Origin of the sequence: Actinomyces sp. oral taxon 180 str. F0310 (assembly GCF_000185285.1) — a bacterium.
Classification (GTDB): Bacteria; Actinomycetota; Actinomycetes; order Actinomycetales; family Actinomycetaceae; genus Pauljensenia.
The window spans coordinates 74,860-96,666 of sequence record NZ_GL622194.1; the positions used below are offsets into that span (position 1 = coordinate 74,860).

The window sequence follows — 21,807 nt, forward strand, 5'->3', positions numbered from 1 at the left end:
GCTCACGTGCGTATCATCTTCGCAGGAACCCCCGAAGCCGCAGTCCCCACGCTGCGTGCTCTGCACGCCTCGTCACACGAGGTGGTCCTCGTCATCACCCGCCCGCCGGCGCGGCGCGGCCGTGGCAAGACACTGCATCCGTCACCGATCGCCGAGCTAGCGGCGAGCGTCGGCCTCGAACTCCTTGAAACAAGTTCGCTCAAGACACCCGAGATCGCCCAGCGGATCGCCGACGCTCGCGCCGACATCGGCGTCGTCGTCGCCTACGGCGGGCTCGTACCGGCGACCATCCTGGAGATGCCGACCCACGGATGGATCAACCTGCATTTCTCGGACCTGCCCCGGTGGCGGGGGGCCGCCCCCGTCCAGTGGGCGATTCGCGCCGGGGATACTTCCACGGCCTCCTGCGTGTTCGCGTTGGAGGAAGGACTGGACACCGGCGCCGTCTACTCGCGTGTCGAGGTGCCTATCGCGCGTCACAGCGCCGGCGACCTCCTCGCTTCGATGGCCTGTGCCGGAGCACACCAGGTCCTCGGTGTCGTCGACTCGCTTGAGTCCGGAACCGCCCACGCCCACCCGCAGCCCGAGGAAGGCGTCACCCACGCGCGCCGCCTCAGCCGCGCAGACGGCTACGTGTCCTTCACCCACAGCGCCGACCACGAGGACCGTGTCATCCGCTCCGTCACCCCCAACCCGGGAGCCTTTACCGTCTTGCCCGGCGGAGCACGCATGAAGCTGGGCGTCGCCACTCCGGTTGAACGCTCGGACTTGGAGCCCGGACAGCTCGAGGTGACCAAGCGAGAGGTGACGGTGGGATGCGCGAGCGGGGCTCTTCTCCTCGGCGACGTCGCTCCGGCCGGCAAGTCCTGGATGGACGGGGCGGCTTGGGCGCGGGGAGCACGCCTGGGCGAGGAGGTTCGCCTCGGAGGCGAGACGGGAGCGCAGCAGTGAGCGAGAAGCGCTACGCCGACGGTTACCGGAAGCTGCGTCTGGCTGACGAACCTCGCCGCGTCGCATACGAGGTGCTGCGGGCCGTCACGGTCGACGGAGCGTTCGCGAACATCATCTTGCCCAAGGCTCTGCGTCAGGCACGCTTGCACGGTCATTTTTCGGATCGCGACGCGGCCTTTGCTTCCGAGCTCGTCCACGGCACGCTGCGGGCCATGGGATGGCTCGACTGGGTGATCGCACGCCACGTGGACCGCTCGCTGTCCCAGCTTGACCCGCGTGTCCTCGTTCTCCTGCGCGTGGGTGCCCATCAGCTCCTCGACATGCGCGTTCCCGACCACGCGGCCGTGTCTGCGACCGTTGACGTGGCGCGCGAGCACCTGACCGATGGTCCGGTCCGCTTCATCAACGCCGTCCTGCGTTCAATCACGCGGGAGGGGCCGGGCGAGCGTGAGGCAGCGCTGGAGGCCATCGAGGACGAAGACGAGGCTCTCGGCGTGCGCTACTCCCATCCCTCGTGGATGGTGCGGGCTTTTCGTGAGGCGCTTGTTGCGCACGGCTATCCCGCCGGCGAGCTTATTGATGTCCTGAAGGCCGACAATGAGGTCCCCACGGTCACGCTCGTCGCCCGCCCCTCGCTGATGACCGTCGACGAGCTTGCCGACGAAGCCGAGGACGTTCTCGACACGCGCGTCGCCTTCGGGACCGTCTCGCCCTACGCGGTTCTCCTCGAATCTGGTGATCCCGCGCGTCTGCCGTCGATTCGAGACGGGCGTTGCGGAGCTCAGGACGAGGGCTCGCAGCTGGCCGCGTTGATTGCGGCCTCGGCCCCGCTCGATGGGGGCCGGGACGAGCGCTGGCTCGATTTATGCGCGGGCCCGGGCGGGAAGGCGGCAATGCTTGCCGGACTCGCGGCGAAAGTTGGCGCTCGGGTGACCGCCAACGAAGTGCACCCGCACCGCGCCAGGCTTGTCGAACGAACGACGCGGCTCCTCGACTCCATCGAGGTTGTCTCCGGTGACGGTCGGAGCTTCGGCGGGGGACAGAGCGCCTGGCCGCTCGCTTCCTTTGATCGGGTCATCGTCGATGCCCCCTGCTCGGGCATGGGCTCGATGCGTCGGCGCCCCGAGTCGCGGTGGAACCGCACGCCCGCCGACGTGGCGGAGCTGACCCAGCTGCAGCACGAGCTTACCGAACGAGCAGTCGCGCTCACCCGTCCCGGTGGCGTCCTGACCTACGTCACGTGTTCCCCGCACGCGGCCGAAACGCGCGAACATGTGGAGCGCTTGACACAGCGCGGTGAGGTCGAGCTGCTTGACACCGTCGCCCTGGCGAATGACTGCTGTCCCGCACCCCTCGACGTGCCCGCATCGGCAGGCGTCATCGCTGGGTCGCAAGGCCGCACGCTCCAGCTGTGGGACCACCGTTTCGGCACGGACCTTATGTTTGTTGCATGCATGCGCAAGCGCTAGCATAGGCGTTATGAACGCCACAATTAGCCCTTCGATTCTCAACTGTGACATCGCTGACCTGCGCGGCGAACTGAACAAGATCGCCGGAGCCGACGTCGCTCACGTCGACGTCATGGACAATCACTTCGTGCCCAACCTCTCGTGGGGGCTCCCGGTGGCCGAGGCCGTGGTCAAGTCCGGTATCCTTCCCGTTGACGCGCACCTGATGATCGAAGACCCGGATCGGTGGGCTCCCGGCTACGCCGAAGTCGGGTGTCACTCCGTCACCTTCCACGCGGAGGCGGCGGCAGCGCCGCTACGGCTGGCTCGCGAGCTTCACCGCCTCGGAGCACGTGCGGGCCTTGCCCTCAAGCCCGCCACCGATATCGCGCCCTTCGTCGACATCCTCAACGAGTTCGACATGATCCTCATCATGACTGTCGAACCCGGGTTTGGCGGTCAGTCCTTCATCGAGCAGATGATCCCGAAGATCGAGCGCACGCGGCGTGCGATCAACGCGGCCGGGTTGGAGGTGTCCATCCAGGTCGACGGCGGTATCTCTCGGACCACAATCGAGCGCGCGGCGGCTGCGGGTGCGGACAATTTCGTCGCCGGTTCCGCCGTCTTTCGAGCCGACGATGCTCATCGGGAGGTCGAGGTGCTGCGCGAGCTGGCCAACGCCCACACGCACTGAGCGCCGCATGCGTGCTGGTGTTCGAAAGAACGACGCGTCGTTTGTTGACCACCCGCTTTCTTTCATAGCGGAAATACCGCGCACGACGCGCCCGTCAATGGCACAATAGCAGGCGAGTACTCCGGGGTCGGTGAAAGTCCGAACCGGCGGTGATAGTCCGCGACCTGCCCTCACAGAACGGGGGTGGCTGAGCCGGTGAAATTCCGGCACCGACGGTGAAAGTCCGGATGGGAGGAGTGCATGAGGCGCATCCGTGCGCCTGCTGTGCTGCGCGTACCCCCGGTGTCGGAAAGTTAGTCGTGGCATCTCGGAACAAGCCTGGCGGCGCGCTGACCGTCGTGGCCCCGATCCTCTTTCTCGCCGTGTTGGCGGCTGGATGGTGGCTGTCCACGACGCTCACCGGCATCGAGGCCTGGCGCCTGCCACACCCCATGTCCGTCATCTCCAAGGGCTCCGTCATTTTGGTGCTCCCGACGACCTGGCACAGGGTGCAGGTCACCGGGGCCGAAGCGGTTGCCGGTTGTCTTCTCGGGTCGGCCGTCGCCCTGCCGTCAGCGTACGTGATCTACCGTTCGCGTCTGTTGGCCGCCGCGGTCGAGCCGTTCCTCGGGGCAACCCAGGCATTGCCCGCCATCGCTATTGCGCCCATTCTCGTCCTGTGGGTCGGCTACGGATTCACCGCGATTGTCGTGCTGTGTGCCCTGATGGTGTTCTTCCCGATTCTCGTTTCCACGGTCGTTGGCCTGCGTCATATCGATCGTGAACTGCTTGAAGCGGCAGCCCTCGACGGGGCAACGGGATGGACCATGGCCTGGCACATGGAGCTTCCGCTGGCGGCACCAGCAATCCTGGGCGGCTTGCGCAACGGTTTCGCTCTGTCTGTCACGGGTGCCGTCGTGGGGGAGATGGTCATGGGAGGCTCCGGGCTCGGGCAGGTACTCACTCAGATGAGAAACAACGTGGACACGGCCGGCATGTTCGTCGTCATCATCATCCTGTGTACGATGGCGACCCTGTTGTACACCATCGTGTACAGGATCGAGCGGTCGAAGCGCTACGAGATCACGCAGTGAAGGAGAATCTTTTGAAGAAGCTATCCACCATCGTTCGCGCCGCAGTTGTCGGTGCCTGCGCGTCGCTTGCCCTCGGCGCCTGCGCGGCACCCGATCGCACCGGTCAGTCCGGATCGGCGGACAACTCAGACGTCACAATCGGCCTGACCTACATTCCCAACATTCAGTTTGCTCCCGTGTACGTGGCCGATGCGCAGGGGACATACAACGATGCTGGTATCAGCACGACAATTCGTCACCATGGTTCTCACGAGGGGTTCTTTACGGCTCTTCTCGCCGGTGAGGAGGACGTCGTGATCGCGTCGGGCGACGAGGCCGCCGTGGCCGCCTCGCAGGGACTCGATATCGTTTCGATCGGGCAATACTACGCGTCCTACCCGGGGACGGTTATCGTGCCGGCAGATTCTCCGATCAACACTCTCGGCGACCTCGCAGGCAAGACGGTGGGCATTCCCGGTGAGCACGGTGCGAACTACTACGCGACACGCGCAGCCCTGCAGGAAGCTGGACTGGCTGAGTCGGAGGTAACGATCTCTCCGATCGGCTACACGCAGCAGGCCGCTCTCGCTTCGGGGCAGGTGGATGCAGTCGTCGGCTTTACGAACAACGATTCGGTGCAGATGCGCCTGGCTGGTCTCGATATCCGCGAGATCTCCTTGGACCCCTCGTCGACGCCGCTCGTGAGCGCGTCGATCATCACGACGCACAAGTGGGCGCAGGAGCATCCCGAGCAGGCACGCGCCGTCGTTTCGGCGACAACCCAGGCAATGAACGCTATTGCAGCCGATCCACAGATCGCCATTGATGCGACAAAGCCGTGGGATACCTCGCTCACGGACGAGGCGACGCTTACGTCCGCCCGCGCCGTGCTGACGGCCACCGTGCCCCTCTGGATCGGCGAGAGCGGGCATGCGACGGGGACGCAGGACGAGGCGACGTGGGCGCGCATGATCTCGTTCCTCGAATCCCTCGGCGAACTCCAGGGGAGGGTGGATCCATCGTCTGTTGTCACAAACGACTACGTTGTTGCCGACGCCAACGCCGACTCCTCGTCTCGGTCCTGACGGTGCGCCGCACCCCCAAGGTGCGCTCGCGAGACGTAGGGTGAACGGGTGAGTACCGCCCCCAACGCTAACGTGCGCGTCCTGGAGCTCTTCATCGAGCTTCTGGGAGCGAAGCCGGGCCGCACCAAGGCCCAGCTTCGCTCCCTTCCGGGATATCGCTCCTTGGGCTTGGACGCCTTTGAGACCCAGTTCCAGCGCGACAAGGATGCGCTGCGCGAGGCAGGAGCTCACCTGTCGATTGGGTCGGGAGAGCGTTACAGCATCGAGCGAGACTCCTTCGCACCCTCCATCGAGATCACGAGCGCTGACCGCGCGCTGATCTCCCTGGCGGCTCACGTGTGGGAGGGCGGCGAGATCCTCGCTGACTCGATTGACGCCAAGACTGCTGCGGGCACGCGCGACGACGCGACCGCGCCCCTCATTCGCCTCGGCCTGTCAGGCCTGATCCCTGCCACCCAGTTCGCGCGGGGCATCCGCGAAAGGCTCGTCGTTACCTTCACGTATCCGGGGTCGGCTGGTCTCACGGAGCGTTCGGTCGATCCGTGGGCGCTCACGGTACAGGGCCGCGCCCTGTACCTGTGGGGGTGGGATCTTGATCGGGAAGCCGAGCGCACGTTTCGCCTGTCGCGCGTGAGTTCGCCGGTTGGCTTCATCGGCCAGCCCGGGGATGCGTCGGTGGCACCCGCCGGGGCAGTACCCCCGCGCGTGTCGACCTTGGTCGCGCCCCGTGTCCACGTGCGCGCTGAGTCGAACGCGCGCATGGTTCTTCTGGGCTACGAAGCGGGTGCGGGCCGCGATGGGGGACCCGCTCCTCGGCGGGGATGGGATGCTCTGTGCCTGGAGGACGCCGAGCTTGGCACGTGGATTGCGCGTCTGTTGCCCCTCGCCGGCGACGTCATCGTCGTTTCCCCGCCACCGCTGCGCGAGGCAATTCTGGAGCGCCTGGCCACGGCCGCGACGTGGGGAGGGCGCCATGCCTGAAGCCGTACAGCTGGCCGTGGTTCGTCTCGCGTCGATGGTCGCGTGGATCGGTGAGCACCCCGGGGTGAGCGTCGACGAGCTGGCCACTCACTTTCACCGCACCCGGCGCCAGGTTCGCCGCGATATTGACTACTTGGCGTCGGTCGGCGACTCCATGCCCGGGGCGTCCTTCGAGATCGATTGGGGTTTGTACGAGGAGGAGGAACGGGTGTCTCTGCGCTCAACGATGGGAGCGTCGGCGCCGCTTCGCTTCTCCGAGGCCGAAGCGCAGGCTCTCCTCATCGGCCTGTCGGCGCTTGCGCCGCTTCTTGGCTCCGATCTTGCCGACCGTGTCCCCCACGCGGCGCTCGTCGTCTGTGCGCTGGGAGGCCTCGATACCCTGCCCGGGGACGGGGGAGTCGATTTGGCCCTGCAGCCGCCTGCTTCGGCCACCGTCGACGAGCTGCGTGAGGCGCTGACGCAAGGCCAGCGCGTGGAGTTTGATTACGTCTCCGCGCGCACCTCGTCCCATCGCGTCGTCGATCCCTGGTCGCTTGAGGCCACTGCGACGGGCTGGCTCCTACACGGGTGGTGTACGCGCGCCGACGCGCCGCGTCGTTTTTCCGTCTCCTCGATCAGTAATCTTCGCGTGAGGGGACCGCGCACTCACCGTCCACGCCGCGTGCGCCAGGATGCCACGACCTGGACGCTGGAGGTGGACCGGGAGGCGAGATGGATCGCCGACGAGTACGCGGGGTCGATCGTTGAGGAGTTGGCGGAGGGGGGAGCCCGCATCACCCTGCCCGTGTGGAACGAGGAGTGGGGCCTGAGCCTGCTCACCGACATCGCGTCTCACCTGCGCGGCGTTGACCCCGATAGGCGCGGCGACGCGGCTAAGCGCGCGCAGCACATGTTGTCCGTCTGGATGCAGGAGGAGTCGCCGTGAGCCCACCAAGACGCAGGCACCGCGGCCACGGACGCGACCGCGCGGCCACCCCGGAGCCGACCGGCGTGGGGGAGGGCAGTGCCGCCCAGCGCTACGCCGCGTACAAGGCCGAAGCGCAGGCTGCCTCGTCGCTGCGCGCACGCTGGGTCTCCACGCTGAGCTTCAGTCCGGACCCGTTCCAGATCCAGGCACTCGACGCCGTCGAGGCTGGCAGCTCCGTCCTCGTTGCCGCACCCACAGGTGCCGGAAAGACGATCGTCGGCCAGTTTGGCGCTTACGTCGCCCTTGAGCAGGGGATGCGCGCTTTCTACACGACCCCGATCAAGGCTCTGTCCAATCAGAAGTACCTCGAGTTGTGCGATCTTTTTGGGGCCGCCAACGTCGGCCTGGCTACGGGCGACACGTCCGTCAACTCGGGTGCTCCCGTCGTCGTCATGACGACGGAGGTGGCGCGCAACATGATCTATGCGGGCGCACCCCTGCGCGATCTGGGCGTCGTCATTCTCGACGAGGTCCACTACCTGGCGGATAAGATGCGCGGCCCTGTGTGGGAGGAAGTGATCATTCACCTGCCCGCACACGTCGCGATCATCGCGCTGTCGGCCACGGTGTCGAACGCCGAGGAATTCGGCGCGTGGATCCGGGAAGTTCGTTCCACCTGCGAGATCATCGTTTCCGAAAAGCGCCCGGTCCCGCTCTACCAGCACATGATTGTCGGCGAGGACATTTTTGACCTGTACGCGCCGACCGGAAAGGGAAAGCTCAATCCCGAGCTCGTGGCCGCGACGCGGGACTTTGGAATGCGCGGCGGGCGCGGCTCGCGCTCGTGGAACCGCGAGGTCCGAGTGCGGCGTGAATCGCGTCCCTCGACACTGATTTCTCTCGATCGCGGGCGCCTGCTACCCGCCATCACGTTCATCTTCTCGCGGGCAGGATGCGAGGATGCGGTACGCCAGATCCTCTCCACGCGCATCACGCTGACGACCCGCTCGGAGGCCGCCGAAATCGAGAGCTACGTGGATGAGGTGATCGCGCTTCTTCCCCCCGAGGATGCCATCATCCTTGGCGCCGAGGCGTGGAAACGCGGCCTCATGCGCGGCATCGCCGCGCACCACGCTGGCATGCTGCCCCTCATGAAGGAGAGCGTCGAACACCTGTTCTCGCGTGGCCTCGTCAAGATGGTGTACGCGACCGAAACACTCGCGCTCGGTATCAATATGCCCGCGCGCACGGTCGTCATTGAATCATTGACGAAGTGGAACGGCTCGGCGCACGTCTCTCTGTCCGCCGGCGAGTACACGCAGCTCTCGGGACGCGCGGGGCGCCGCGGTATCGACACCGAAGGGCACGCGGTCGTCTCGCATCGCGGGGGAGTGGCACCCGAAGAGGTCGCCGCCCTCGCGTCGAAGCGCACGTACCCGTTGATTTCGGCGTTCACTCCGACGTACAACATGGTCGTCAACCTGCTCGCGCGCTCGACGCGCGCCCAGACTCGCAAGGTGCTGGAGTCCTCTTTTGCGCAGTATCAGGCCGATTCCGCTGTCGTCGCACTCGCGTCGCGCCTGACCGAGCTGGAGGCGCAGCGCGACGCGACGGCCGAGGACCTGTCGTGTTCGCACGGAGATGTCCGCGAGTACCTGACGCTGCGCGACCAGTTGGGTCAGACGGAGAAGTCTGGTGCGCGAGCGCGCAAGCGCGAGGCACGAGATGAATCGCGTCGTATTTTGTCCGGCGTGCGCCCGGGCGACGTCCTGGCACTGACTCGTGGCCGCAAGACACGCCTGTGCGTCGTTGGGGCGAAAGCCACCAGCGCCTCGGGCAGGGTTGAGGTCTCAGTGATCGGGGAGGACGCCACGTGGAGGGCGCTGGCCCCCGAGGACGTGCGCGGTGCAATTGCTGTCGTTGGACACATGTCCATTCCCGGTGGTTCTGCGCTACGGCGCACGAAGGAGCGCACGCGCATCGCCGGGGAGCTGCGCTCCGGCGCGGCCAAAGGAATTTACGTGGTCCCCGCAGAGTCTACGCAGGCCTTTGATCCGATCTCAGCACTGCGCGTTGCGATGCGTCAGCATCCGGTTCACCGCTGCCCGCACCGCGAGGAGCACGCTCGAGCGGGCGCCCAGTGGGCACGTCTGGAGCGCGAGATCAATCGTCTCCGTTCATCCATCGATTCCCAGACGGGTTCCGTGGCCGCCCAGTTCGACCGCGTCTGCGCGGTCCTCGAACGTCTCGGCTTTTTGGCCGGAGACGAGGTAACAGACGCGGGCCAACGCTTGCGCCGAATCTTCGGTGAACGCGACCTGGTGATCGCCATGTCGCTCGACGAAGGGGCGTGGGATGGCCTGGACGAGTGTGAGCTTGCCTCGATGGTCTCGGCGCTCGTCTACGATTCGCGCAGCGAGGACGATGCCCAGGAACTCGCTCCCTCGGGCGTGGGCACTCGCCTGCGCACCGCGTGGGAGGAGTGCATGGGCACGCTGGAGAGGGTGCATCGCGCCGAGAAACGCTACGGCTGTGATCCGACACCGGGACTAGACGGGGCGCTCATGGCGGCAACGCTGGCGTGGGCGCACGGGTCCACGCTCGCCACGGCAATCGAGGGCGCGCCGATTCAGCCGGGCGATTTCGTCAGGTGGATGCGTCAGGTCATGGACTGCTTGGGGCAGATCGCTTCAGCGTCCGACTCCTCGAATCTGGCTCGCCGAGCGGAGGGGGCCAAGGAACGCATCGGCCGCGGTATCGTCGCGTGGTCCACTATCTAACCGGGAGGCGTCAGTGAGTCATCGGGAAATCCTACAGCGAGCGTCCCTGGCCCACGCGTGCGCGGATGCTCTGGTCGCCGCTGTGGCGGGAGTGGCACTGTACGCGTCCTTTCCGCCGGTGGGCTGGTGGTGGCTCTCGATCCCGGCGCTCGCACTGTACTTCTCGCGGGTCGACCAGGCTCGGGCCCCCAGAGCCGCGGCGGTGACGGTGGCCTTCGGGATGAGCATGTGGCTCCCGCTGCTCGACTGGATTCCTCTCTCCGTTGGGTCTCGTCCACCGTGGTTTGCATTGGCTCTTGTTCAAACACTGTTCCTCCTCGCGTGGGTCATCCCCGTCAGGTGGGTGCAGGCGTGGCCGTGGGCCCGCGGACCGCTCGCGCAGGCAACCGTTTACGCGCTGTCGTGGTCGGGGGTCGAGGTCGCGCGATCTCGCTGGCCGTGGTCGGGTTTCCCGTGGGGCTCGGTAGCCCTACCCCAGGTGGATTCTCCGTTGGGACACCTCGCTCCCTACGGCGGCACCCCGGTCGTGGCATGCGGCGTCGTTTTCATCGCGGTTCTTGTGCGCAGGATGTTCACCCACCGCGACGCCGCTACTCGGGACGAGCGCTGGTTCTCGCGTCCGCTTCTGGCCGCCGTCGCGCTCGCGTGCTACGTGACGCCCGCTGTCATCGCGCTGCCCAATCAGGCGCAGGAAGGCTTCTTGCGTGTCGGCGTCGTGCAGGGCGGCATCGCGCTCCCGGGCGCGCAAGCCTACAGGCGCGAGGGAGAGGTGACGGGCAACAACGCCCGTGCGACGATGCAGTTGGCGCGCGAGCGACAGGTGAGTTCCCATCCGATCGACCTGGCGCTGTGGGGCGAAGGCTCCGTTGACCGTGATCCGCTGGCGTTTCCCGGGGTGGCCGAGCGCGTCAACGAGGCGTCCGAGGCGGTTGGGGCACCGATTCTGATGGGTTACACAAACCTCAACGAGCGCGACCGAGTGAAGAACTGGCTCGCGGTGTGGGAGCCCGGTGTTGGGGTTGATGAGAATGCTCGCTACTCCAAACACGTGCCCGTGCCGTTCGGCGAGTTCATTCCTTTCCGCGAGTTCATTTCCTCCTTTGCCACGGAGGTCGCTCAGTCGAGCAGGGACATGGAGGCCGGTAGTGAGCCTCCCCTGATGACGGTCACGGCGCGCGACGGTAAAGCGGTCCCACTCGCGGTGGGCATTTGTTTCGAAGCCGCCTATCCCACGGTCATCGGCCAGGGGGTCACGCTCGGCGGCCAGATGATCGTCACCCCGTCGAACAACTACCATTTCCGTTCCTCGGGGGAGTCCGCCCAGCAGGGGCAGCTCCTGCGCATGCGTGCAATGGAGTACTCGCGCAGCGCCATTCAGGCGTCGACAACGGGTCATTCCTACGTCATTCGCCCCGATGGGACGGTGCTGTCCGCCACCGGCACAGAGCAGTCGGCGACGCTCATCGCGGACGTTCCGCTCCGCTCCTCGATGACGCTGACGGCGCGCGCGGGGGATCGCCTCCCCATGGCAGTCATGGCCGCCGCCGCAGCGATCGGCCTCGTGGGCCTCGCCGGAGCGTGGAGGCTTCACTCCCAGCGGCGGCGCCACCCAGCGCGTGCACACAGTGCTTCAAGCGGGCAAAATGTGACTCATGACTAGTGCCGTGTGTCTTGCTCCTTCGCCGGTTGGCGACGCCACGCTGATCGTGATTCCCACCTACAACGAAATGTCGACGCTGCCGAGCGTGTTGGAGCAAATCTGGGAGCATGTGCCCGCCGCGCACGTCTTGATCGTCGACGATTCGTCTCCGGATGGGACGGGGGAGTGGGTGGACCAACGCCGGGCGGGGGAGGAACGCCTACACGTTCTCCATCGCCCTGCTAAGTCAGGCTTGGCAACCGCGTACGTGGATGGAATGGGCTGGGGGATCGAGGCAGGGTTCTCGTTCCTCCTGCAGATGGATGCCGATGGTTCCCACCGTCCCTCGGACCTGCCGAAGCTGCTTGCCCGGATGGGCGGACCCGACCGGCCCGATCTGGTTATCGGATCGAGATGGGTCCGCGGAGGAAAGGTCAACGGCTGGTCCGCCAAGCGCGTGGCCCTGTCGAAGGCGGGCAACTATTATGTCCGACTGTGCCTGGGTACTCCCGTCCGTGACGCGACCGCGGGGCTACGCGTGCACCGCTGTGCCTTCCTGGCCGCTCACGGTGTCTTGGAGCGCGTGAGCACGACGGGCTTCGGCTTCCAGGTCGAGATGACCGAACGTGAGCGCTCCCTGGGCGCAGTGATCCGGGAGGTTCCGATCACGTTTGACGAGCGCATAGCCGGCGAATCCAAGCTTGATTCGTCGATCTTTGTCGAGGAGCTCGCCATGGTGACAAAAGGCGGCCTGAGCCGCTTGGCTCAGGCCGCGCGCTCGGCGCTCGGTGCGCGCCGCTAGCCCTTGCGATAGTGGCCCTCGGGACGCAGTCGACCCTCGCGGTAGCTGGTCAACTGCTCGCCAAGAACGACCTCCAGCTCCTCGATGGAGCGACGCTCAAGGAGCATGTCCCAGTGGGTGCGTTGGGGCTTGACCGGCTTGTATTCCTCGTCGTCCTCGGTTTCGCCGATCAGATCGGCCGCCTGACCGCACTTGCATTCCCAGGTCGCCGGAGGCGTGGCCTCGCTGGAGAGAGTCACCTCGAACTCGTGTCCGTTCGGGCACAGGTAACGAACGACGAAACGATCGGCGAAGACGACGCCGTCCTCAGATTCGAGGGACTTGGCGCCGATCTGCATGCCACGCAGTGCGCGGTCTGCCATAACTGCCTCCTGAACGTAGTGAAGAAACGGGTCCATTGTATCGGACGCGTCAAGCCGAGCCGCGCCGCCCACACGCACCCACGATCCGATAATGCACATTATGTCCGTTTTAGCGTGTCGACATGTGCTGACGCGCCCTCCTTCCCGCGGCTACAGTTGCTCCCATGACGAACGACGACACCCACTCCCCACGCAGGCCTCACCCGATCCGCGAGGTTGTCATGCTGTCGCTCGCATGCTTGTCCTACTCACTCCTGTCCTACCTCGCACCCGTCACGAAGCACGCCGCGCTCGCGCACGCCCACGACATCGCCCGCTTCGAGGCCCGCGCCGGCCTCTTTATGGAACCCGGCGTCAACCGATGGCTGTCCACGCACCCGGGCCTCGCCCAGCTGGCCTCCATCCAGTACGCCGCAACGTTCTTTCTCATGACTGGCGCGGCGCTGCTTATTCTGTGGATCAAGGCACCCGCCTACTACAGCCGGGCACGGTGGACCCTCGTCGTCATGACGCTTGGCGCGCTTGTGACCTACTGGACCTATCCGCTGGCTCCCCCGCGCCTCGTCGACGACTTCGGCGTCGTTGACGCCGTCGCCCATCACACCTCCTCCTACTCCCAGCTCTTTGGAACACTTGCTAACCCCTACGGCGCGATGCCCTCGATGCACACCGGCTGGGCGCTGTGGGTGGCCTTCATGCTCGGCACCTACGTGTGGCGCTCGTGGTGGGCACGCGTGTTGCTCTCCATTCATCCCATCCTGACCGTTGTGACAATCATCGCGACCGGCAACCACTACGTCGTCGACGCAGCGGCCGCCTTCGTCTACTTTCTCCTCGCCTGGCTCTTTGTCACCCGCATCTTCCGTACCTTACCGAGCAAGGTGAGAACGTTCCGCAAGACGTCCTAGGTGCGGGCGCGAATGCGCGCTAGGGTGGGAACCATGAGATTCGGAGTTGATTTTGGCACCACGACCACAGCGATCGCTTTCGTCGATCGGGGGAACTATCCGGTCGTTTCCTTTGTGAATAACCAAGACGACACCGTGGACTTCATTCCTTCCGTGCTTGCTCTTGACGGCGATCGTCTGGTGTACGGCTTTGACGCGCAAGACGCCGCCCGCGACGGAGCTCCTCACCTGCGGTCTTTCAAGCGACTGCTCTCCGACCAGTCGGTGACCGACACATCGACCCTACGCCTGGGGAACCACTCGATTCCGATCATCGATGCGCTCACGGGCTTCCTCACGTATGCCGCGCATCAGCTCCGCACGAACTCCTCCGTCGCGACCGTGCCGGAATCGGAGCCCCTTGAGGCGCTCGTCGGCGTCCCGGCGCACGCGTGGTCCGCCCAGCGTTTTCTGACGCTGGAGGCCTTCCGCCGCGCCGGTTGGGATGTGCTGGCGATGGTGAATGAGCCATCGGCAGCAGGTTTTGAGTACACGCATCGTCACGCCGGGACGCTGAACTCCAAGCGCACGGCGATCCTGGTCTACGATCTTGGCGGCGGAACCTTCGATGCGTCCGTCGTCTCGGCCACGGGAACGCTTCACGAGGTCATGGGGTCGCGCGGCCTGAACATGGTCGGGGGCGACGACTTCGACACGGTACTTGCCACGCTTCTCGCTTCGGCCGCAGGCACGGACTCCGGTCGCCTCGGTGACGCGTCGTGGGAGCGCCTCCTGGAAGACTCTCGCGCGGCCAAGGAAAACCTGTCCCCGTCGACAAAGTTCATCACGGTAGCCGTCGATTCCGTGCCCGTGACGATCACGGTGGCAGACTTTTACGACGCGTGCACTCCCCTCGTCGAGGCCACGATGAGCGCCATGGAGCCGCTGCTGGTGCGCGACGAGGCCGGGGAGTCGAAGCTCGGCGGCGACATCGCCGGTCTGTATGTCGTCGGTGGCGGTTCTCAGCTGCCCCTCGTCGCCCGCGCGCTGCGGTCGCGTTTCGGTCGGCGCGTTCACCGTTCACCCCACACCGCCGCTTCGACGGCCATCGGCTTGGCGATCGGGGCCGATCCGGACGCCGCATACACGGTGCGCGAGCAGCTCTCGCGCGGCGTCGGAGTCTTCCGCGAGCGTGAGGCCGGCAGCTTCATTTCCTTCGACACCCTCCTCGAGCCCAACACGGAGCTGGCTCCCGGCGAAACCCTCACGATCAAGCGTCGTTACCGCGCCGCCCACAACATCGGTTACTTCCGCTTCGTGGAGTACTCGTCCTTCGACGAGGCCGGGGTGCCGCGGGGGGACCTCCAGCCCTATGGCGAGGTCATCTTCCCCTTCGATCCCAGCCTGCGTGGTACCGACATCGATCTGGCGGCAATGCCGGTGGTTCGCACCGAGGAGGGCCCCCTCATCGAGGAGTCCTACATCGTCGACGAGAACGGCATGGTGACGGTTGAGATCGCCGATGTCGAGGATGGCTTCACGGTGAGTTGCCCCCTCGGGCGCCGCTAGGGACGGGTTCGCCACCCGAGCGACAAGAAGGGCCGTGGGAAAGCAGGAGCCGTCCTGCCGTTCCCACGGCCTCTTCTCATCTGGTGCTTAGGACGCCGAAAGCTTGGAGCGTCGTCGCTGCGCAAGCTCATCGACGAGAGCAGGCTCCGAGCGCTCAAGCGGAAGCTCCGCGAGGGATCCTTCGACCTCACGCCACACGCGACCAACCGCGATGCCGAAGACCCCCTGTCCCCCCTGAAGAAGGTCAATGACCTCATCGGTCGACGTGCATTCGTAGACCGATGCACCGTCACTCATGAGGGTGATGGAGGCGAGATCATCCACTCCCCTGTTCTGCAGGGACGCCACCGCAACCCGGACCTGCTGGAGTGAGACGCCCGCGTCCAGGAGCTTCTTGACGACCTTCAGGACCAGGATGTCTCGGAAGGAATAGAGGCGCTGCGAGCCCGAGCCGCGAGCAGCCCGAATGGAGGGCTGCAGGAGACCCGTCCTGGCCCAGTAGTCCAGCTGCCGATAGGTGATGCCCGCCGCATTGCATGCCACGGGTCCCCGGTAGCCCATCTCATCCGTGTCCAGGCCCTCGAGTGGGTCGCCAAAAAGCATGCCTTGCCGGGGCGCGGCAGCGTTCGCTTGTGCACTCACTGGTGGGCTCCTTGTGGCTGGTTCGTGATGAGGACAGGACTACGGTAGAGCACCGGTGCACGGCGGTCAACGATTGGCCCGGCGAGTCTAACCTTCACGTTGAACATGAGACTAAGCCCCCTCATCGGTCAGAGCAGACATCGCCACCGTCAACATGTCCCGATGCAGCTCGGCGAATAGGTCGCCCAGCTCCATCGCCCGCGCGCGGGCGCGTTCACGATCGGCGCCTCGGCCTCGTCCACGCTGGGACGATACCGCCTGGTCGATGATGTCGGCGCTGCGCTCCGCGCCCTGACGCACGGACCTCAGGACCCGAACGTCGACCCCCGCACACTCGAGCCGCGCGATCGTGGCCACCACCTGAATGCACGTCGACGGAAAGTATCCGGCCAGGTCAGGGGTGATCAGTCCGAGGCGGCTATAGCGTTCCAGGGTGTCCATGTCGACGCCGGTCAGGTCCGACAGATCAGCGGCGGGAATTGCTCGGCGTCCCCCCAGAGACACGGTCTGCCCCTCGGAGGAAACGACCTGCGCCACGCGCCTGCGCGCGGGGGTGTGGCCTGCGTCGAGCGCGTCCAATTGGGTGCGAATCACGCTCAGCGGCGTAAAGGAATCGCGCTGTTCGGCAAGGACGTACCGGAGCCTCTCGACGTCTGCTGCGGAGTACTTGCGATAACCGGATCCCGTACGCGCCGGCGATACCAGTCCCTCGCTTTCCAGGTAGCGAATCTTGGACAGGGAGATTGCCGGAAACTCCTCTTTGAGCGCATCAACGACGCGGCCAATGGACAGCTCGGGCGAGTGGTCAACGTCGCGTGGCCACGACGTCGCCTCCGCTCCAAAGACGCGCCGACGCCCGCGCGCGAGAGCCTCAGCCACGCTACGCCCGCTTGGTGGACGGCTGGTACGTCAGGCGATACTTGCCGATCTGAACCTCATCGCCCGCGTGCAACTCGATCGAGTCGACACGCTCGCGGTTGACATAGGTGCCGTTGAGGGAGCCAGAGTCACGCACGATGTGCCCGCCGTTGGAGGCGATGAACTGGCAGTGCTTGCGCGAGACGGTCACGTCGTCGAGGAAGATGTCCGCCTTGGGCGAGCGCCCGGCATTGGTCACGTCGGGATCGAGGAGGAAACGCGCGCCGGTGTTGGGACCGCGCTGGACGATGAGCAAGGCCGACCCTGCGGGCAGGGCTTCCACCGCCTCCCGATCGCGAGCGGACAGCGCAACGGGGGCCTCGTCGACATCCTCCGCCACAGGCGTCAAGCCAAAGATGGAGGTTGCAGTGGGGTCAAACGGTTGGTTGTCAGACATTGTGCGCTCCAAACGGTGATTTCGGGGACTGTGATAAGTGTAAACGTTCACCATCGGCCAGGCGCGGGCACGGTGACATTCCGACCATGATACGGCGCTCGTTTACCCGTAGGTTGCGTACTGGGGCGGTCGTGGCGTCGCGAGCGACGTGATCTCGATGTCAGCGCTCGGCGTGATCGAGACGAGTGCCCCCTTCGCCCTCATCTGGGCCGCCGAACCCGCCTGGATCTCGAGCGCCGTCGCAATCGTCTGTGACTCCCCGATCACGTTCCACGTGTACGGCGACGCGATGGGTGTGCCATCGACGATGATTCCCCCGGCTTGCCCGGTGAACGCAGAGCGCGTGGAGAGACGGACGCCGTTGAGTTCTATTGCCTCCGCTCCGGCGTTACGCAGCTCTCCGAGCGTCATGACGAACTGCGTGGGGGTCAGGTTGGCGCCGGGATCGACGATGCTCAGCGACACTCCGGGCCCGTGGACGGCGATCGTACCGGCCGCGATCTGTGCCTGCTGGGCCGCCTTGCGGGCGGCCTGCTCCCGAGCGTCCGCCTCGTCGGCCGCACCCTGCAGCTCCTCCAGTTCGCTCGCGAGTTCCCCGCGCCGCGTACGCAGGTTCTGTTCCTGCGTCCCCAGTTCATCCAGCACGGTGACGAGGTCCTGCTCGGACAGCCCCTCAAGGGGGTCGGATCGCTGGGAACGAACCTGCGTGACCAGGGCGAAGCCGAGAACCATAAAGATGATGAGCATGACGGCGTGCAGGCCGCGCGGCAGCGCGAAGAAGGCTCCCCTGGCTTGCGCCCACAGGCGCCCGCCCCGCCCCTCGCGCCCCGGCTGACTCACCCGCGCGGGAGTTTCATCGGTGCCCGTCCCATTCTCTTGTTCGATCTCGGTGCTCATATCAGGCCTTCAAAAGCAGACGGCGAATGGACGCGGTGTTGGAGAAGATCCGGATGCCCAACACAACGACAACGGCGGTCGTCATGGCCGATCCGACCCCGAGTTGGGTTCCCAGGAACACCAGGAGGCAGGCGACCACGACATTCCAAAAGAAGGAGGTGACGAAGACACGGTCGGCAAAGCGCCCTTCCAGCCACGCGCGCCCCGCCCCGAAGAGGGCGTCGAGGCCGGCAACCACGGCGACCGGCAGGAAGGGAGTCAACCACGCTGGAACCGTCGGGTCCAGGAGCACCCCGAGGGCAATACCGATGATCAAGCCGATGACCGCAATCACTGTGGGTCTCCTTCGCTGTGCGTGGACAGTGGGGTTGCATACTGGGCAATGGCCGGGGAGAGTCCTGCCATGGACAGGGTATCGACGCTCTTCGTCGAGACGGTCATTCCTGTGACCGACTGGGCGGCAGACAGGTAGTCGCCGGTCGCTCCGCGCACGAGCGCGATGGACAGCGCGTTGGCGTCACCGATGGCGGCGACCTCGTAGGGGGATGACACGGGCGTGACGTTGACGAGAATCGCAGACCCGGCCTTGCGTACGAAGGTGTCGGGACCTATCCGTTGGCCGTTGACGGAAACCGCATCCGCTCCCGCCGACCACATGGCGTTCACGACCATCGCGAGGTCCTGATCGCGCACCGCTCCGCTGCCCTTCCCCGGGCCGCTGCGGTCTGACAGGGTCACGACGATACCGGGTCCCGAGACGGGCGACGCGGCCAGGGACATGTCCTGAACGCCATCACCGTCCTGCGCGGAACCGGCGTGAGTGAAGCGCTCGATCTGGCTGCCCAGCGACTGCACCTCATCGCGGAGGTCTGCGACCTCCCGAGAGCGGGATGAGGCCTGCGTCCTCAGGTCCGCCTTGACGTCACCGGCCGGGTGGCGCAGGGAGGATATCGCGACGACCGAGCCGAAGCCGAGCGCGATCGCGACGAGGAGAACACCGGCCTTTCCGGCGGCTCTGACCCGGCGTGAGCCGAGCCCACCACGGTAGTGCTCGTAACCGGCGTCCAGGGGGTTTGCCAGCAGAGAGGTTAGCAACGACATGGACGCGGCGGGGTCCGCAGAGCCGGGGCGGGCGTCAACCGCCTCGCCCGGCTCGCCTAACACCGGACCGCTCTGCCTCACTGATCCCGCTCCCAGCGGCGCTGCGCGCGTACGTTGCGTTCGAAGGCGTCAAGGTGCTCGATGGCGATTCGGCGCAGCTGAGCAGGGGCGTCCTCGTTGGCATCGAGCCAGGAGCGCAGGAGGCCGACGGTGCCTTCCACGCTGCCCTCCCGGCTGACGTCGAGCCCGAGGGCGAGAACGCCATTGGCGTAGCGCAATGCCATCCCGATGGTGTGTGACTCCCAATAGGCGCGCATGCCCTCAACCGCACGTTCGGTCCCGGACTCACCCTCCCACGAGGAGGCCTGGAGGCCGGACAGTGTCGCGCTCAGGAAGTCGTTGGACAGCGAATCGGAAAAGACGGCGTCCCACGCCCGCTTGCGAGCCTCGTGCGAGGGCAGCGAGGCACGCGCCTCGACGCTCATGCGTACGGCTTCCCCCGACCCGTCCTCGGCTCGCCACTGTTCGATCCGCGCCTCGTCGGTCAGTCCCCTGGCCGCCAGTGCACGGCGAGCTCGCCAGGCGAGATCGGGGTCTCCCGAGTGCGCCAGGTCAGCGATGAAGGCCTCATACTGCGCCCCTCCCCTGGCGCTGAACTCGGCGATGAAGGCGCGCGTGTAGCTGCGCCGGGCGTCCCGTTCCTCGCTTTCTGTCGACAGGCGCATCAAGGTTGCCGCCACCTCGTCGTGCACGGATGCACGAGCGCTTCCCGGAAGGAAGGAGGAGAGTGCTTCGGAGACGAAGAGAAGCAGGCGGTCGCGAATGGCGGGCTCGCGTTCCGCGCCCACGGCGCCCAAAGCTGCCGTGATGAAACGACGCGGATCGAGTTCTGCATCCCGCACCGCATTCCACAGCGAAGCCCACACGACGGCGCGTGTGAGCGCACTGTCGATTGTGGCGATGTAGGCGAGGGCGACGTCGGTGGAGTGCTCATCGAGACGAGAGATGGCATAGGTCAGATCGTCATCGTTGATGACGACGAGATCGGCTAAAGCCACGCCGCCGGGCACGGCCAGCACGCCATCGGGGTCGATCGGCGCACTCTCTGCCTCGATGCGGACATCGAAGACGTGGGTACGCTCCAGCGCTCCCCCGGCCACCCGCCACGTTGAGACGTTCACGCGGTGCGGGCGCAGCACCCCGGCGCAGGAATCGGTTCCCTGGTGCAGAGTGAATTCACTCATGGCACCGACCGCGTCGATGCTCCACGTCGCATAGAGGGTCGACGGCCCGGAGGTTTCGAGCCACGTTTCCTTCCACGATTCCAGCTTCTGCCCCGAGGCCTCCTCCAGCGCCTGGAAGAGGTCACCGAGGCGCGTCGCGCCAAACTGGTGTGCGGCGAAGTAGCGACGCGTTCCTTCGTAGAAGGCATCCTCACCGACCCAGGCGACGAGCTGCTTGAGCACTGCCGCACCCTTGGCGTAGGTGATACCGTCGAAGTTCGTCTTCGCTGCGGCGACATCGGGGATGTCCGCCGCGATGGGGTGCGTTGTCGGCATCTGATCCTGTGCGTAGGCCCAGATCTTGCGGTTCATGGCGAAGTTGGCCCACTCACCCGCGTAGCGCGTCGCCGTTGCGATGGCGCTGGCGCCCTGATTCTCCGCGAATGACTCTTTGAGCCACAGGTCGTCCCACCAGGCGGGGGTCGCCAGGTCACCGAACCACATGTGGCACATCTCGTGGAGCGTCGTGTTGGCGCGGCGTTGCCGTTCCGTGAACGTGGGTGTCGAGCGCGAAATGTAGCTCTCGTTGAAGGTGATGCACCCGGGATTTTCCATTGCCCCCAGGTTGTACTCGGGCACGTAGACCTGGTCGTAGGAGCCCCACGGGAAGGTAACGCCGTAGCGCTCGTGGAAAAAGTCCAGGCCTGCCCGCGTCACCTCGAAAACGTCGTCGGAGTCGAGGTAGCGTGCGAGCGTGCGCCGACACAGCAGCCGCAGGGCGAGCTGCGCATGTCCTCCGTCGCTCGCGCCACCGCTCCAGGTCCCGCCGTCAATGATGGCCCAGGGGCCGGCGACGATCGCCGTAATGTAGCTCGAGAGGGGTCGCGTGGCGCTGAAGTCGTGGCGCAGCGCTTCCCCCTGAATCGGCTCGCAAGAGACCTCCACGCCGTTGGAGGAGACCACCCACTCCCGGGGTGCGATCACGTGGAAGGTCCATTCGGGCTTGACGTCGGGCTGGTCGATGCACGGCCACGCCCGGTGGGCGTCGTTGGGTTCAAACTGGGTGTAGAGGTAGACCTCGCCGTCCTCGGGGTCAACGTAGCGGTGCAGTCCTTCGCCGCTACGGGAGAAGCTCGCCAGAGCGCGAACCTCGAGCGTGAAGGGCTCTCCCACGGGGAGGTCACCCACCCACACGCGATCCTCATCGTCCTCGAAGTCGTGCGATGTCCCGTTAACGAGCACATCCGTGACCTGGCCGACGATGTCGATGAAGGTGCGTTCCTCCAGCGAGCTCATCGTCAGCCGTGAGGTCACGGGATAGGTGCTTACCTGAGTGTTCGCTGCAGCTCGAAGATCGACGATGACGTCGATGGCCGAAACGTTTAGGTGGGCAGCGCGGTGGTTCGCTTCGTTGCGTGTCAGGATCTGCATGACTCTCATCCTACTGTGTCAGCGGCCAAGCGTGTGGCGCG

Annotated in this window: 20 protein-coding genes and 1 riboswitch; of the genes, 12 read left to right on the plus strand and 8 right to left on the minus strand. The window is 65.9% G+C overall.

Going from position 1 to position 21,807, the window contains the following annotated elements; genetic code table 11:
- The first annotated feature begins 6 nt into the window (after nucleotides 1-6).
- The 10 genes from HMPREF9006_RS00365 to HMPREF9006_RS00410 all read left to right on the plus strand — a co-directional run bounded on the left by HMPREF9006_RS00365 (nucleotide 7) and on the right by HMPREF9006_RS00410 (nucleotide 12,339).
- Entirely contained in the window at nucleotides 7-951 is a 945-nt protein-coding gene (locus HMPREF9006_RS00365) for a methionyl-tRNA formyltransferase (RefSeq protein ID WP_009211539.1), read from the plus strand.
- A complete protein-coding gene (locus HMPREF9006_RS00370; RefSeq protein WP_009211540.1) occupies nucleotides 948-2,420 on the plus strand; it encodes a transcription antitermination factor NusB in 1,473 nt (490 codons plus the stop codon). The genes HMPREF9006_RS00365 and HMPREF9006_RS00370 overlap by 4 nt, the downstream gene beginning before the upstream one ends.
- A gap of 10 nt (nucleotides 2,421-2,430) precedes the next feature.
- Nucleotides 2,431-3,093, plus strand: coding sequence for a ribulose-phosphate 3-epimerase (rpe, locus tag HMPREF9006_RS00375; RefSeq protein WP_009211541.1), 663 nt, complete (start codon nucleotides 2,431-2,433; stop codon nucleotides 3,091-3,093).
- A gap of 113 nt (nucleotides 3,094-3,206) precedes the next feature.
- Nucleotides 3,207-3,336: riboswitch (FMN riboswitch) on the plus strand.
- A 56-nt stretch (nucleotides 3,337-3,392) separates the two neighbouring features.
- Complete coding sequence (locus HMPREF9006_RS00380; RefSeq protein WP_009211542.1) at nucleotides 3,393-4,166, plus strand: ABC transporter permease; 774 nt, start codon at nucleotides 3,393-3,395, stop codon at nucleotides 4,164-4,166.
- Entirely contained in the window at nucleotides 4,163-5,230 is a 1,068-nt protein-coding gene (locus HMPREF9006_RS00385) for an ABC transporter substrate-binding protein (RefSeq protein WP_009211543.1), read from the plus strand. Before HMPREF9006_RS00380 ends, HMPREF9006_RS00385 begins: the two co-directional genes overlap by 4 nt.
- A gap of 48 nt (nucleotides 5,231-5,278) precedes the next feature.
- Nucleotides 5,279-6,211 carry a helix-turn-helix transcriptional regulator gene (locus HMPREF9006_RS00390; RefSeq protein ID WP_009211544.1) on the plus strand — a complete coding sequence of 311 codons (933 nt, stop codon included), beginning with the start codon at nucleotides 5,279-5,281 and terminating at the stop codon, nucleotides 6,209-6,211.
- Nucleotides 6,204-7,136 carry a helix-turn-helix transcriptional regulator gene (locus tag HMPREF9006_RS00395; protein WP_009211545.1) on the plus strand — a complete coding sequence of 311 codons (933 nt, stop codon included), beginning with the start codon at nucleotides 6,204-6,206 and terminating at the stop codon, nucleotides 7,134-7,136. The genes HMPREF9006_RS00390 and HMPREF9006_RS00395 overlap by 8 nt, the downstream gene beginning before the upstream one ends.
- The gene (locus tag HMPREF9006_RS00400; RefSeq protein ID WP_009211546.1) at nucleotides 7,133-9,898 is read left to right on the plus strand and encodes a DEAD/DEAH box helicase; all 2,766 of its coding nucleotides are present in this window, start codon (nucleotides 7,133-7,135) and stop codon (nucleotides 9,896-9,898) included. The genes HMPREF9006_RS00395 and HMPREF9006_RS00400 overlap by 4 nt, the downstream gene beginning before the upstream one ends.
- Nucleotides 9,899-9,911: 13 nt before the next feature.
- Entirely contained in the window at nucleotides 9,912-11,558 is a 1,647-nt protein-coding gene (lnt, locus tag HMPREF9006_RS00405) for an apolipoprotein N-acyltransferase (RefSeq protein WP_034230779.1), read from the plus strand.
- Entirely contained in the window at nucleotides 11,551-12,339 is a 789-nt protein-coding gene (locus tag HMPREF9006_RS00410) for a polyprenol monophosphomannose synthase (protein ID WP_009211548.1), read from the plus strand. Before lnt ends, HMPREF9006_RS00410 begins: the two co-directional genes overlap by 8 nt.
- Here HMPREF9006_RS00410 and HMPREF9006_RS00415 read toward each other — a convergent pair.
- Nucleotides 12,336-12,701 (minus strand): RNA polymerase-binding protein RbpA, encoded by a 366-nt coding sequence (locus HMPREF9006_RS00415; RefSeq protein WP_034230782.1) that lies wholly within the window; start codon nucleotides 12,699-12,701, stop codon nucleotides 12,336-12,338. The two genes, HMPREF9006_RS00410 and HMPREF9006_RS00415, sit on opposite strands and share 4 nt — an antisense overlap.
- A gap of 164 nt (nucleotides 12,702-12,865) precedes the next feature.
- Between HMPREF9006_RS00415 and HMPREF9006_RS00420 the strand changes: the two genes are divergently transcribed.
- Together HMPREF9006_RS00420 and HMPREF9006_RS00425 are read left to right on the plus strand one after the other, a co-directional pair.
- The gene (locus tag HMPREF9006_RS00420) at nucleotides 12,866-13,609 is read left to right on the plus strand and encodes a phosphatase PAP2 family protein (RefSeq protein ID WP_009211550.1); all 744 of its coding nucleotides are present in this window, start codon (nucleotides 12,866-12,868) and stop codon (nucleotides 13,607-13,609) included.
- 33 nt (nucleotides 13,610-13,642) lie between these two features.
- The gene (locus HMPREF9006_RS00425) at nucleotides 13,643-15,157 is read left to right on the plus strand and encodes an Hsp70 family protein (RefSeq protein WP_034230785.1); all 1,515 of its coding nucleotides are present in this window, start codon (nucleotides 13,643-13,645) and stop codon (nucleotides 15,155-15,157) included.
- A gap of 87 nt (nucleotides 15,158-15,244) precedes the next feature.
- Here the strand turns inward: HMPREF9006_RS00425 and HMPREF9006_RS00430 are convergent, their stop codons facing one another.
- From HMPREF9006_RS00430 to pepN, 7 genes are all read right to left on the minus strand, one after another.
- Nucleotides 15,245-15,799: a MerR family transcriptional regulator gene (locus HMPREF9006_RS00430; protein WP_009211552.1), complete on the minus strand. Its 555-nt coding sequence runs from the start codon at nucleotides 15,797-15,799 to the stop codon at nucleotides 15,245-15,247.
- Nucleotides 15,800-15,910: 111 nt separating this feature from the next.
- Complete coding sequence (gene ftsR / locus HMPREF9006_RS00435) at nucleotides 15,911-16,678, minus strand: transcriptional regulator FtsR (protein ID WP_009211553.1); 768 nt, start codon at nucleotides 16,676-16,678, stop codon at nucleotides 15,911-15,913.
- A 1-nt stretch (nucleotide 16,679) separates the two neighbouring features.
- On the minus strand, nucleotides 16,680-17,114 hold the full coding sequence (locus HMPREF9006_RS00440) for an FHA domain-containing protein (RefSeq protein ID WP_009211554.1): 435 nt from the start codon (nucleotides 17,112-17,114) through the stop codon (nucleotides 16,680-16,682).
- Nucleotides 17,115-17,216: 102 nt separating this feature from the next.
- Nucleotides 17,217-18,011 carry a DUF881 domain-containing protein gene (locus HMPREF9006_RS00445; RefSeq protein ID WP_009211555.1) on the minus strand — a complete coding sequence of 265 codons (795 nt, stop codon included), beginning with the start codon at nucleotides 18,009-18,011 and terminating at the stop codon, nucleotides 17,217-17,219.
- 1 nt (nucleotide 18,012) lies between these two features.
- The gene (locus tag HMPREF9006_RS00450; protein ID WP_009211556.1) at nucleotides 18,013-18,345 is read right to left on the minus strand and encodes a small basic family protein; all 333 of its coding nucleotides are present in this window, start codon (nucleotides 18,343-18,345) and stop codon (nucleotides 18,013-18,015) included.
- On the minus strand, nucleotides 18,342-19,193 hold the full coding sequence (locus tag HMPREF9006_RS00455) for a DUF881 domain-containing protein (protein WP_009211557.1): 852 nt from the start codon (nucleotides 19,191-19,193) through the stop codon (nucleotides 18,342-18,344). Before HMPREF9006_RS00455 ends, HMPREF9006_RS00450 begins: the two co-directional genes overlap by 4 nt.
- Nucleotides 19,190-21,766 (minus strand): aminopeptidase N, encoded by a 2,577-nt coding sequence (gene pepN / locus HMPREF9006_RS00460; protein WP_034230787.1) that lies wholly within the window; start codon nucleotides 21,764-21,766, stop codon nucleotides 19,190-19,192. The genes HMPREF9006_RS00455 and pepN overlap by 4 nt, the downstream gene beginning before the upstream one ends.
- Nucleotides 21,767-21,807 lie beyond the last annotated feature (41 nt).